The 11,980-nt window shown below is 58.9% G+C and carries 12 protein-coding genes; 9 read left to right on the forward strand and 3 right to left on the reverse strand.

The features are described from left to right. Positions 1-101 precede the first annotated feature (101 nt). The 4 genes from tatA to tatD all read left to right on the forward strand — a co-directional run bounded on the left by tatA (position 102) and on the right by tatD (position 2,597). On the forward strand, positions 102-347 hold the full coding sequence (gene tatA, locus D8B20_RS00810; RefSeq protein ID WP_145886250.1) for a twin-arginine translocase TatA/TatE family subunit: 246 nt from the start codon (positions 102-104) through the stop codon (positions 345-347). Between the two features lie 9 nt (positions 348-356). Beyond that, positions 357-881, forward strand: a complete 525-nt coding sequence (tatB, locus tag D8B20_RS00815) for a Sec-independent protein translocase protein TatB (protein ID WP_145886251.1) — start codon at positions 357-359, stop codon at positions 879-881. Between the two features lie 2 nt (positions 882-883). After that, a complete protein-coding gene (gene tatC, locus D8B20_RS00820) occupies positions 884-1,645 on the forward strand; it encodes a Sec-independent protein translocase subunit TatC (RefSeq protein ID WP_145886253.1) in 762 nt (253 codons plus the stop codon). Positions 1,646-1,814: 169 nt separating this feature from the next. Next, positions 1,815-2,597, forward strand: a complete 783-nt coding sequence (tatD, locus tag D8B20_RS00825) for a 3'-5' ssDNA/RNA exonuclease TatD (RefSeq protein ID WP_145886255.1) — start codon at positions 1,815-1,817, stop codon at positions 2,595-2,597. Here the strand turns inward: tatD and rfaH are convergent. Continuing rightward, complete coding sequence (rfaH, locus tag D8B20_RS00830; RefSeq protein WP_145886257.1) at positions 2,594-3,082, reverse strand: transcription/translation regulatory transformer protein RfaH; 489 nt, start codon at positions 3,080-3,082, stop codon at positions 2,594-2,596. The genes tatD and rfaH overlap by 4 nt on opposite strands. A 208-nt stretch (positions 3,083-3,290) precedes the next feature. Between rfaH and pepE the strand changes: the two genes are divergently transcribed. From pepE to fre, 3 genes are all read left to right on the forward strand, one after another. Continuing rightward, positions 3,291-4,022, forward strand: a complete 732-nt coding sequence (gene pepE / locus D8B20_RS00835) for a dipeptidase PepE (protein WP_145886259.1) — start codon at positions 3,291-3,293, stop codon at positions 4,020-4,022. Between the two features lie 157 nt (positions 4,023-4,179). Beyond that, the gene (ubiD, locus tag D8B20_RS00840) at positions 4,180-5,664 is read left to right on the forward strand and encodes a 4-hydroxy-3-polyprenylbenzoate decarboxylase (RefSeq protein ID WP_145886261.1); all 1,485 of its coding nucleotides are present in this window, start codon (positions 4,180-4,182) and stop codon (positions 5,662-5,664) included. 31 nt (positions 5,665-5,695) lie between these two features. Then, positions 5,696-6,397 carry an NAD(P)H-flavin reductase gene (fre, locus tag D8B20_RS00845; RefSeq protein ID WP_145886263.1) on the forward strand — a complete coding sequence of 234 codons (702 nt, stop codon included), beginning with the start codon at positions 5,696-5,698 and terminating at the stop codon, positions 6,395-6,397. A 76-nt stretch (positions 6,398-6,473) separates the two neighbouring features. On the opposite strand, the gene fadA is transcribed toward fre, so the two are convergent. Then, the gene (gene fadA, locus D8B20_RS00850) at positions 6,474-7,637 is read right to left on the reverse strand and encodes an acetyl-CoA C-acyltransferase FadA (protein ID WP_145890326.1); all 1,164 of its coding nucleotides are present in this window, start codon (positions 7,635-7,637) and stop codon (positions 6,474-6,476) included. Positions 7,638-7,646: 9 nt separating this feature from the next. Continuing rightward, positions 7,647-9,830, reverse strand: a complete 2,184-nt coding sequence (gene fadB / locus D8B20_RS00855) for a fatty acid oxidation complex subunit alpha FadB (RefSeq protein ID WP_145886265.1) — start codon at positions 9,828-9,830, stop codon at positions 7,647-7,649. 186 nt (positions 9,831-10,016) lie between these two features. Here fadB and pepQ point away from each other — a divergent pair, with 186 nt between their 5' ends. Beyond that, positions 10,017-11,348, forward strand: a complete 1,332-nt coding sequence (gene pepQ / locus D8B20_RS00860) for a Xaa-Pro dipeptidase (RefSeq protein ID WP_145886267.1) — start codon at positions 10,017-10,019, stop codon at positions 11,346-11,348. Then, a complete protein-coding gene (locus tag D8B20_RS00865; protein WP_145886269.1) occupies positions 11,348-11,965 on the forward strand; it encodes an IMPACT family protein in 618 nt (205 codons plus the stop codon). The genes pepQ and D8B20_RS00865 overlap by 1 nt, the downstream gene beginning before the upstream one ends. The last annotated feature ends 15 nt before the right edge of the window (positions 11,966-11,980 follow it).

The following is an 11,980-nucleotide window of genomic DNA, read 5'->3' on the forward strand; positions in this document are numbered from 1 at the left end:
TGGGGCAAATCGCGTAATGTCGCAGGCTAAAGTCCGGGCACACACGGACTTTCTGTGCGCTACAGTTAATCGTTTTTCACAGAATATCAGAGGCATATCTCATGGGCGGTATCAGTATCTGGCAATTATTAATCATTGCCGTCATTGTTGTTCTTTTGTTCGGTACCAATAAGCTCCGTAATCTGGGTTCGGATTTAGGCTCTTCAATTCGCGGCTTCAAAAAGGCCATGAGTGATGAAGACGACAAAAAGGATCACCCGAAAGAGCAGGACGCTGACTTCAACGCCAAAACGCTGGCAGACAAACAGCCAAACCCGGCGAGCAAAGACGACGCCCGGGATAAGTAAGGTATAACTGTGTTCGATATTGGTTTTAGTGAACTGGTATTGGTGTTCGTGATCGGGCTGATTGTATTGGGTCCGCAGCGATTACCGGTTGCGGTGAAAACCGTGGTGGGCTGGATCCGGGCTATCCGCTCGCTGGCCGCCAACGTGCAGAACGAACTGGCGCAGGAGCTGAAACTGCAGGAGCTGCAGGACAGCCTGAAGAAAGTGGAAGAGGCGGGCCGCGGCACGCTCTCGCCGGAGCTCAAACAATCGATGGAAGAGCTGCGCAAAACCGCGGATTCCATGAAGCGCTCTGTGCAGCAAAGCATTGATATCGAAAAAGCGGAAGATGAAGCCAACACCATTCATCAACCGCATCCGGTGGCACAGCCTGAGCCGCCAGCGCCGGTTCAGCCGGCCACGCCACAGCCGCCGGTTTCACCTGCCGCTGCTCAGCAGCAGGCCAGCGCGCCCCCGCAGGCGCCACAACCGGCGGAACCGGCCCCGGCCAGCACCGCTACCCCTGCGTCTCCTTCTGTTAAAGATGAACGATAAACATGGCCGTTGAAGATACCCAACCGCTCATCAGCCACCTGATTGAGCTGCGTAAACGTCTGCTGAACTGCATTATCGCGGTCTTTGTTATCTTCCTGTGTCTGGTGTACTTCGCCAATGACATCTATCACGCGGTAGCATCGCCGCTGATCAGCCAGATGCCGGTCGGGGCCAGCATGATTGCCACGGATGTGGCGTCACCGTTTTTTACGCCCATCAAGCTGACAATTATTGTGTCGGTCTTTCTCGCCGTGCCGGTGATCCTGTATCAGGTATGGGCCTTTGTCGCGCCGGCCCTCTATCGCCATGAGCGCCGGCTGGTGATGCCGCTGCTGTTCTCCAGTACGCTGCTGTTTTATGTTGGCGTCGCTTTTGCCTACTTCATTGTTTTCCCGCTGGCGTTTGGATTTTTTGCCAAAACCGCGCCGCAGGGCGTGACCATTGCCACTGACATCACGAACTATCTCGATTTTGTGATGACGATTTTCATGGCATTTGGCGTGGCCTTTGAAGTGCCGATTGCGATTGTGCTGCTCTGCTGGACAGGCATCACCACGCCGGAAGATCTGAAAAAGAAGCGTCCTTACATTCTGGTTGGCGCTTTCGTGGTCGGGATGCTGCTGACACCGCCGGACGTTTTCTCGCAAACTTTGCTCGCTATTCCGATGTACTGCCTGTTTGAAGTCGGCGTATTCTTCTCCCGCTATTACGTGGGTAAAGGGCGCAAGGCTGTGGACGGCGAGGAACAGAACCCGGAATCCTGATGTCCTTAATGCAGGACACCCCGCGTGTGCGGGACGACATTCACTTAAACCGCCCGTCAGGGCGGTTTGTCTATCTGCGGCAGGCCAAGTCTGGCGCGGCGCGTCTGGCTGTCGCATGGGTGGCCCGCTGCCGCGGCCTGGCCCGCCCGGAATCTTGTGAGGAGAAAACATGTTTGATATCGGTGTAAACCTGACCAGCACGCAATTCGCAAAAGATCGCGATCAGGTGGTAAAACGTGCGCGCGAAGCAGGCGTCACCGGCCTGTTAATCACCGGCACCAATGCGCTGGAGAGCCAGCAGGCGAGCCAGCTGGCCGCGCGGCACCCGGGCTACTGCTGGTCAACCGCCGGCGTGCATCCGCATCATGCCAGCGAATGGTCGGCCGAAACGGCCAGCACACTGCGCCGCCTGGCCGGAAACGGACAGGTCGTGGCGATTGGGGAATGCGGTCTCGATTTTAACCGCAATCTGGCGGCACATGAGCAGCAGGAATATGCGTTTGATGCGCAGCTGGCGCTGGCAGCCGAACTGCAGCTGCCGGTTTTCCTGCACTGCCGGGAAGCCCATGCGCGTTTCGCTGCGGTGCTGCAGCCCTGGCTGCCCCGGTTGCCAGGTGCCGTCGTGCACTGCTTTACCGGCACGCGAGAAGAGCTGGAAGCCTGTCTGGCGATGGGGCTGTCGGTGGGCATTACCGGCTGGGTGTGCGATGAGCGTCGCGGTATGGAACTGCGTGAGTTGTTACCGCTGATCCCGGCAGAGCGGCTGCTGCTGGAGACCGATGCCCCTTATCTGCTGCCGCGGGATATGCGTCCGCGTCCGACCTCGCGCCGCAACGAGCCCTGTTTCCTGCCGCACATTGTGCAGCAGGTGGCGAACTGGCGCGGGGAAGCGGCGGAAACGCTGGGGGCACGTGTCGATCACAACGCGCGTCAGCTGTTCAGACTGGCTTAAACTTTACGGAATTGCTTGTTATCCACGCTGCGCATCACCTGTTTGTTCAGCAGGTTGAGCAGCAGCACGGAGCGGGTTTCGCCATCGGGCTCGGCAAAAATAGCGCGCAGCCCTTCGAAGGTGCCGTCGGTGATCAGCACTTCATCACCCACCTGCGGCGTCTCCGGATCCAGCATAATCTGCGGCGTATCCGTTTGCAGCGCTTCAATCACATCATGCGGCACCGTTGCGGGCATAGCACCAAAGCGCACAAAATGGCTGACGCCGCGCGTGCTGCTGATGGTAGTGGTGTGAATGGCTTCCGGATCAAATTCGATAAACAGATAGTTGGGAAACAGCGGTTCACTCACGGTGGTGCGTTTACCGCGCACGATCTTTTCCAGAGCGATCATCGGGCTGAGGCATGTTACCTCCTGCCGCTCAAGATGCTCTTTCGCGCGTAACAGCTGTCCACGCTTGCAATAGAGTAAGTACCAGGATTCCATAACTGCTCCCAAATAACGGACGCTAAGAATACCAAACCTGCTGTCAGAGTTATAGCGCATCGGCCGATGGAAACCCGATCGCGCAGTAAAAATCTCTGCGAATTATCCGATTGATGCGTCTTTTGCGCGGCTGTGCGCAAGAAAATTGACGGCTGATGATGCTCTGTATCAGACTGCCAGCCTTGCAGGCGAAGAAAAGGAGTGGCTGATGGAACTGTTTCTGTTGAGTAATGGCAGGGTGGCAGAGGATGCACCGCTGCTGAGCTATGCCCACCCGCAGCTGCACGCCATGATTGCCCGGTGCGGCATCCGTTCTGCGGTGCTGGTGCCTTACGCCATTATTCGTGGCGACCACGCGGCGCGGGCGCGCGAGCTTTCTGATGCGCTGGGGATTGAGGTACGTACCCCTGACACCTTTGCCTCGCCGGTGGCGGCGATTGAGCAGGCGGAACTGATTGTCGTCAGCGGCGGAAACACCTGGCTGCTGAACCAGATGCTGCATGAACTGGGGCTGATTGTGGCAATCCAGCGTGCCGTGCGCGAGCGCGGCATTCCCTATGTGGGCTGGAGCGCCGGGTGTAACGTGGCGACACCGTCTATCCGCACCACAAACGATATGCCGGTGCGCAGCAGCGTGGTACTGCCTGCGCTGGGCCTGTTTCCGGTGCAGATCAACCCGCACTATCTGGATGCGCACGTCAGCGGCCATATGGGCGAAACCCGCGATGAGCGGCTGGCCGAATTTTGCGCCGTCAATCCACAGGAATCAGTGATTGCGCTGCGTGAAGCCAGCTTTCTGCACGTCAGCGATAACCGTCTGCGCTACTACAGCGCGCGCGGAGAAGATTTTAAACTGTTCCGTCATGGCGAGCCGGTAGCCGCATATCACGATGTGCTGGCGCTGCAGCCGCTGGTGCCGTTTTCCTGCCAGCCCGCCTGACGCAGAAGTCACCCATGTTGACCAATTATCTTTCAGGTTGCCCTGCGCCGGAGGTTACCCGTACCGGCCGCAGGCCCGCAGGTGGATGACCTGCCTGCAGCCTGACAGCTTTTGGGTATATAATTCCCGATTCACTCTGGCCGGAAGCTAACGCCGCATGAAATATCAGGATTTACGAGACTTTCTTTCGCTGCTTGAACAGCGTGGTGAGTTAAAGCGCATCACTCAGGAGATTGATCCTGAGCTGGAGATGACGGAAATTGCCGATCGCACCCTGCGTGCCGGTGGCCCGGCACTGCTGTTTGAAAACCCGAAAGGGTACGCAATGCCGGTATTGTGCAACCTGTTTGGCACCCCGAAACGCGTGGCCATGGGCATGGGGCAGGAAGATGTCAGCGCGCTGCGCGAAGTCGGTAAGCTGCTGGCCTTTCTGAAAGAGCCGGAGCCGCCAAAAGGCTTTCGCGATCTGTTCGACAAAATGCCGCAGTTCAGACAGGTGCTGAACATGCCAACCAAACGTCTGCGCCACGCGCCCTGCCAGGAAGAGGTGTTCAGCGGCGAAGAGGTCGACCTGACACGCATCCCGGTAATGAAATGCTGGCCGGGCGATGCCGCTCCCCTGATCACCTGGGGGCTGACCGTTTCACGCGGGCCGCACAAAGAGCGGCAGAATCTGGGAATTTATCGCCAGCAGGTGATAGGCAAAAACCGCGTGATCATGCGCTGGCTGTCGCATCGCGGCGGCGCGCTTGATTTTCAGGAGTGGTGCAAAGCCCATCCGGGCGAGCGTTTCCCGGTGGCCGTCGCGCTGGGTGCCGATCCGGCTACCATTCTCGGGGCCGTGACGCCGGTGCCGGATACGCTCTCTGAGTACGCCTTTGCCGGTTTGCTGCGCGGCAACAAAACCGAAGTGGTGAAGTGCGTATCCTGCGATCTTGAAGTGCCGGCCAGTGCGGAAATTGTGCTGGAAGGTTATATCGAACCGGGCGATATGGCGCCGGAAGGGCCTTACGGCGATCATACGGGCTACTACAATGAAGTAGACAGCTTCCCGGTGTTTACCGTGACGCATGTGACGCAGCGGCGTAACCCGATTTATCACTCCACCTATACCGGCCGTCCACCGGATGAACCGGCGGTACTGGGCGTGGCGCTGAACGAAGTGCTGGTGCCGATTCTGATTAAGCAGTTTCCGGAGATTGTGGATTTCTATCTGCCGCCGGAAGGGTGTTCATACCGGTTAGCGGTGGTCACGATCAAGAAGCAGTATGCCGGTCATGCCAAACGCGTGATGTTTGGCGTCTGGTCGTTCCTGCGTCAGTTCATGTACACCAAGTTTGTGATTGTGTGCGATGACGACGTCAACGCGCGCGACTGGAATGACGTCATCTGGGCAATCACCACGCGCATGGACCCGGCGCGTGATACGGTACTGGTCGAGAACACACCGATTGACTATCTCGACTTCGCTTCGCCGGTTTCCGGCCTCGGCTCAAAGATGGGACTGGATGCTACCAATAAGTGGCCGGGCGAAACCCAGCGCGAATGGGGCACGCCGATTGTGAAAGATCCGGCGGTGACGGCGCGGATTGACGCCATCTGGGATGAATTAGCCATCTTTACTGAGCCGCCGCAGCGCTAACGGCTGCAGAGAATCATCAAAAAGGACATGTATGACGACGTTAAGCTGCAAAGTAACCTCGGTTGAAGCCATCACGGACACGGTTTACCGCGTTCGCCTGATTCCGGCAGCGGATTTTAGCTTTCGCGCCGGGCAATATCTGATGGTGGTGATGGACGAGCGCGATAAGCGCCCGTTCTCGCTGGCCTCAACGCCCATGGAAAAAGACATCATTGAGCTGCATATCGGGGCGTCCGATCTCAATCTTTACGCCATGGCGGTGATGGATCGCATTAAAAACGATCGTCAGATTACCGTTGATATGCCGCACGGCGAGGCGTGGCTGCGGGAGGAGAGCGACCGGCCGATTATCCTGATTGCCGGCGGGACCGGTTTCTCTTATGCGCGGTCGATTTTGCTGACGGCTCTGGCGCAGCAGCCGGACCGCGACATCGCCATTTACTGGGGCGGTCGCGAACTGATGCATCTGTACGATCTGGATGAACTGGATGCGCTGGCCGTGAAGCATCCGAACCTGAAGGTGATTCCGGTGGTCGAGCAGCCGGCTGAAAACTGGCACGGACGCAGCGGCACGGTGCTGACAGCGGTAATGCAGGATTACGCCAGCCTGAGCGGGCACGACATTTATATTGCCGGGCGGTTTGAGATGGCCAAGATTGCCCGTGAACGCTTCTGCAGCGAGCGCGGCGCCCTGGAAGCACAGATGTTTGGCGACGCGTTCGCCTTCATTTGAAGGCGGGCAGCGTCATCAGGCGCGCCGCAACAGGTGTCTGCAGGCCTGTTGCGGCGCCGTTTTTGCGGCGTCCTGATTAAACGCGTTCGAACACCGTGGCGATGCCCTGACCCAAACCAATACACATGCTGGCCAGCCCGAACTGCGCGTCGCGCCGTTCCATCAGGTTCAGCAGCGTGGTACTGATGCGGGCGCCGGAGCAGCCCAGTGGATGACCGAGCGCAATCGCCCCGCCGTTCAGATTCACTTTCTCATCCAGCTGTTCCAGCAGGCCCAGATCTTTGATGCACGGCAGCGTCTGGGCGGCAAACGCTTCGTTAAGCTCAAACAGATCAATGTCCTGCACAGTCAGGCCGGCACGCTGCAGCGCCAGCTTGCTGGCCGGCACCGGACCGTAACCCATAATCGACGGATCGCAGCCCACCACGGCCATGCTGCGAATGCGGGCGCGCGGCGTCAGGCCCAGCTCGCGTGCGCGGCTTTCGCTCATGATCAGCATCGCCGCGGCGCCGTCCGACAGCGCGGAGGAGCTGCCTGCTGTGACCGTGCCGTTGACCGGATCAAACGCCGGGCGCAGCGCAGCCAGACCTTCCGCGCTGGTATCCTCGCGAATCACCTCATCGCTTTCGTAGCGTTTCAGCACGCCGTCGGCATCGTGGCCGTAAGTGGGCACGATCTCATGACGGAAATCCCCGCGCTGCGTGGCAGCCCAGGCGCGCTGATGTGAACGCAGCGCAAAAGCATCCTGCTGTTCGCGGCTGATGTGGTGCATACGCGCCAGCATCTCTGCGGTCAGCCCCATCATGCCGGCCGCTTTAGCTACGGTGCGCCCCAGCCCGGGATGAAAATCAACGCCGTGGTTCATCGGCACATGGCCCATATGCTCCACACCACCAATCAGGCAGCTGTGTGCATCGCCCACCATAATAGCGCGCGCGGCGTCATGCAGCGCCTGCATGGATGAGCCACACAGCCGGTTGACGGTGCTGGCCGGCACGCGATGCGGAATCTCCGCCAGCAGAGCCGCGTTACGGGCAATGTTGAAGCCCTGTTCCAGCGTCTGCTGAACGCAGCCCCAGACAATGTCATCCAGTGCCGCCGCTTCTACCGCCGGGTTGCGGCTCAGCAGGGCACGCATCAGATGCGCAGAGAGATCTTCGGCGCGCACCTGACGAAACGCGCCGCCTTTGGAACGTCCCATCGGCGTTCTGACTGCATCAACAACTACAACCTTTTCCATCATTCTTCCTCAGGCGCTTTGCAGCGCCGCTGCGTCAATCGGTTGGGCGGCGGGATACCATCGCTGGTGCTGATGCGCTTTTTCAGTCAGCAGCGCAGGCAGGGCGTACAGCGGACCGAGCGCGGTGTAACGTCTGGCCTGATCGACCACATTACTGATGCCCAGCGTATCCATGTAGCGGAAGGCGCCACCGCGGAACGGCGGGAAGCCAAGGCCATATACCAGCGCCATATCCGCTTCTGCCGGCGAGGCAATAATGTTCTCCTCCAGGCAGCGCACCACTTCATGCAGCATCGGCAGCATCATGCGGTTCAGGATCTCTTCGTCGCTGAAGACGCGTTTTGCTTCGCATACCGGCTCCAGCAGCGCGTCCACTGCCGCATCCGCTTTTTTCTGCGCTTTGCCTTTTTTGTCCTCTTCCCACCGGTAGAAGCCCAGGCCGTTTTTCTGCCCGTAACGTTTGGCTTCAAACAACACGTCAATCGCATCGCGATAGGCTTTCTGCATGCGTGACGGGAAACCCTGCGCCATCACCTGCTGCGCATGATGTGCCGTATCAATGCCTACCACGTCCAGCAGCCATGCCGGCCCCATCGGCCAGCCAAACTGTTTTTCCATGACGTTATCGATCTGCCGGAAATCGGCACCGTCGCGCAGCAACAAGCTGAACGCGGCAAAATAGGGGAACAGCACCCGGTTGACGAAGAAGCCGGGGCAGTCATTGACCACAATCGGCGTTTTACCCATTTTACTGGCCCACGCCACCACTTTACCGAGGGTCGCTTCTGCGGTGCGTTCGCCGCGGACCACCTCAACCAGCGGCATGCGCGGCACCGGATTAAAGAAGTGCATGCCGCAGAAGTTTTCTGGCCGCTGCAGCGCCTGAGCCAGCTGGCTGATGGGGATGGTTGAGGTGTTGGAAGCAAGAATCGCATCTTCACGCAGCTGCTGCTCGGTTTCCGCCAGCACGCTGGCTTTGATCTGCGGATTTTCCACCACCGCTTCCACCACGACGTCCGCGCGCTCAAAACCGGCGTAGTCCAGCGTGGGCTGAATGGTGGTCAGCACCTGGGCCAGCCGGGCACCGTCAATTTTGCCGCGTGCCATCTGTTTATTCAGCAGCTTACTGGCTTCCGTCATGCCGAGCGTCAGCGCCTGCGGATTAATGTCTTTCATTTTTACCGGCACGCCTTTCCATGCCGATTGGTAGGCAATACCGCCGCCCATAATGCCGGCACCCAGCACGGCTGCCTGCTGCGGTGTCCCGGCGGCTGCGCTATATTTCTTCGCCAGCCCTTTGACGTACTGGTCGTTGAGGAAGATCCCCACCAGCGCGCGCGCGACATCACTTTGCGCCAGCGGGACAAACGCCGCCGTTTCCAGTTTCAGCGCATCATCGCGCCCCAGTCCGGCCGCTGCTTCGATGGTTTTCACGGCACTAAGGGGAGCCGGATAATGTTTACCGGCAGTCTGCATCACCAGGCTTTTCGCCAGCGTGAAGCTCATCGCGGCTTCAATCGGGCTGAGCTTCAGCGGAGCCAGCTTAGGTGCCCGACGCGCCTGCCAGCTGCCTTGCGTGATAGCATCGCGCAGCATGGTCAGCGCGGCGCTGCGCAGGTTTTCACTGCTGACCACGGCATCCACCAGGCCCAGTTTTAACGCGCTGTGGCCATCAACATCTTTGCCGGCAGCAATGATCTCCAGCGCGCTGTCCGCACCCAACAGGCGCGGCAGACGGACGCTGCCACCGAAGCCCGGCATGATACCCAGTTTGGTTTCCGGCAGGCCGATGCGGGCCGCCGGCGTCGCCACGCGGAAATCCGTGGCCAGTACGCATTCGCAGCCGCCGCCCAGCGCGTAACCATCAATCGCGGCAAGCGTGGGGACAGGCAAATCTTCCAGCCGGTTAAAAATGCTGTTGGCGTAGGTCAGCCACTGGCTCAGCTGCGCTTCCGGCGCATCAAACAGCGACAGGAATTCTGTGATGTCAGCACCGACAATAAAGGCCGGTTTCGCTGAGGAGAGCAGTACCCCGCGCAGTGCGGTTTGCTGCTCCAGTACGCCCAGCGCCTCGCCTAAAGCGGCCACGGTTTTTGTATCGAGTTTGTTCACCGAACCTGGCGCGTCAAAAACCAGCTCGGCAATGCCATCATCCAGCCAGTGAACGGAAAGGGTATCGCCTTGGTAGAGCATGTCTGTCTCCTGAAACCGCGAAAAGTGATCTGGTCATACCAGATGACAGGGAGTGTGGGCGGCGTGTTAATTTTTTGCAAACAACAGTGTGCTTATTTGATACGGCGATCACAGCGCGGGCGGTACGCCATCACGTGCGCGGCTGTGCTACACTGCGGCCACTTTCGCGACATCGGAGACAAGTCCATGGATTCACTGAAAACCCTGTATCACGCGCACATTGCGACGCTGCAGCAGCGTGCTCAGCAGGTGCTGGCGCGCTTTAAGCTTGACGCTATGCTGATTCATTCCGGCGAGCTGCTGACCGTGTTTCTCGACGATCATGACTATCCGTTTAAGGTGAATCCGCAATTTAAAGCCTGGGTGCCGGTGACGCAGGTGCCTCATTGCTGGCTGTGGATCGATGGCGTGAATAAACCGAAGCTGTGGTTCTATTCGCCGGTAGATTACTGGCATAACGTTGAGCCGCTGCCGAACAGCTTCTGGACCAGCGAGATTGAAATCATCGGCCTGAAGCAGGCAGACGACATTGCGCAGCAGCTGCCGGCACAGCGTGACAATGTGGCCTATATTGGCCCGGTTCCGACGCGTGCGGCACAGCTGGGCATTCACAGCGAGCGCGTTAACCCTAAAGGGGTGATCGATTTCCTGCATTACCACCGCAGTATCAAAACGGATTATGAGCTGGCCTGTATGCGGGAAGCGCAGAAGCTGGCCGTGGCCGGACACCGCGCTGCGAAAGAGGCCTTTTTCTCCGGGATGAGTGAATTCGACATCAATCTGGCTTACCTGACTGCCACCGGACACCGCGACACCGATGTGCCCTATGGCAATATCATCGCTCTGAACGAGCATGCCGCCGTGCTGCACTACACCCGGCTGGATCATCAGCCGCCGGCCAAACGCCACAGTTTCCTGATTGATGCGGGTGCGGAATACCTTGGCTATGCCGCAGACCTGACGCGCAGCTATGCGGCGCAGAGCAAATCGCGCTATGCCGCGATGGTGGAGGCGATGAACAAGGAAGAGCTGGCGCTGATTGCCACGCTGAAAGCCGGGGTGCGCTATACCGATTACCATCTGCAGATGCACCAGCGTATTGCGCGGCTGCTGCTGAAATTTGAGCTGGTTAAAGGGCTGACCGAAGAGACGCTGGTGGCAGAAGATCTCACCGGGCCATTTATGCCGCATGGCCTGGGCCATCCGCTGGGCCTGCAGGTGCATGATGTCGCCGGATTTATGCAGGATGATGCCGGTACCCATCTGGCAGCACCGGCGCAGTATCCTTATCTGCGCTGCACGCGCGTGCTGGAGCCCGGCATGGTGCTGACCATTGAACCTGGCTTCTATATTATTGATTCACTGCTGGCGAAGCTGCGCGGCGGCAGATTCAGTCAGCACTTTGACTGGCAGGCGATTGATGCACTGAAGCCGTACGGCGGTATCCGCATTGAGGACAACGTGGTCATTCATGCCAACCGCATCGAAAATATGACGCGCGATCTGCATCTGGCCTGATGGACGCTTACGATATTCCTGCTGAGGCGGTGAGTCTCAGCGAGGAAACCATTAAAAAGAGCCGTTTTATTACCCTGCTGGCCCATACCGACGGTGTTCAGGCCGCGCGCGATTTTGTACAGCAGGTGAAAAGCGCGCATCCCGCTGCGCGTCATCACTGCTGGGCGTGGGTGGCGGGCGCGCCGGATGATTCGCAGCAGCTGGGTTTTTCTGATGATGGTGAACCTTCCGGGACGGCAGGCAAACCGATGCTGGCCCAGCTGATGGGTAGCGGCGTCGGTGAGATTACCGCTGTGGTGGTGCGCTACTATGGCGGGATTATGCTGGGCACCGGCGGGCTGGTGAAAGCCTATGGCGGCGGCGTACAACAGGGGCTGAAACAGCTGGTGCGTCAGCGTAAAATCCCGATGCAGCATTTTACCCTGCAGTGTGAGTATGCCCAGCTTAGTGATATCGAGCGGCTGCTGCAGCGCTTTGACGGCAGGGTGGAAGAGAGCCATTATCAGGATCGTATTACGCTGCGCCTGGCGCTGCCGTATCCGCAGATTGATGGCTTTACGCATAACCTCTCTGATTACAGCCGGGGCGCGCTGACGCTGATCCCGCTGAACAACTAAAGCATCTGTTTAAAG

The sequence above is a fragment of the Candidatus Pantoea soli genome (genome assembly GCF_007833795.1).
In the GTDB taxonomy this organism is placed as follows: Bacteria; Pseudomonadota; Gammaproteobacteria; order Enterobacterales; family Enterobacteriaceae; genus Pantoea; species Pantoea soli.

Coding starts and splice junctions, on each gene's coding strand:
- fadA (WP_145890326.1), bottom strand. CDS start 7,637: ATGGAAAAGGTTGTAGTTGTTGATGCAGTCAGAACGCCGATGGGACGT.
- tatD (WP_145886255.1), top strand. CDS start 1,815: ATGTTTGATATCGGTGTAAACCTGACCAGCACGCAATTCGCAAAAGAT.
- D8B20_RS00865 (WP_145886269.1), top strand. CDS start 11,348: ATGGACGCTTACGATATTCCTGCTGAGGCGGTGAGTCTCAGCGAGGAA.
- tatA (WP_145886250.1), top strand. CDS start 102: ATGGGCGGTATCAGTATCTGGCAATTATTAATCATTGCCGTCATTGTT.
- pepE (WP_145886259.1), top strand. CDS start 3,291: ATGGAACTGTTTCTGTTGAGTAATGGCAGGGTGGCAGAGGATGCACCG.
- ubiD (WP_145886261.1), top strand. CDS start 4,180: ATGAAATATCAGGATTTACGAGACTTTCTTTCGCTGCTTGAACAGCGT.
- rfaH (WP_145886257.1), bottom strand. CDS start 3,082: ATGGAATCCTGGTACTTACTCTATTGCAAGCGTGGACAGCTGTTACGC.
- pepQ (WP_145886267.1), top strand. CDS start 10,017: ATGGATTCACTGAAAACCCTGTATCACGCGCACATTGCGACGCTGCAG.
- fadB (WP_145886265.1), bottom strand. CDS start 9,830: ATGCTCTACCAAGGCGATACCCTTTCCGTTCACTGGCTGGATGATGGC.
- fre (WP_145886263.1), top strand. CDS start 5,696: ATGACGACGTTAAGCTGCAAAGTAACCTCGGTTGAAGCCATCACGGAC.
- tatC (WP_145886253.1), top strand. CDS start 884: ATGGCCGTTGAAGATACCCAACCGCTCATCAGCCACCTGATTGAGCTG.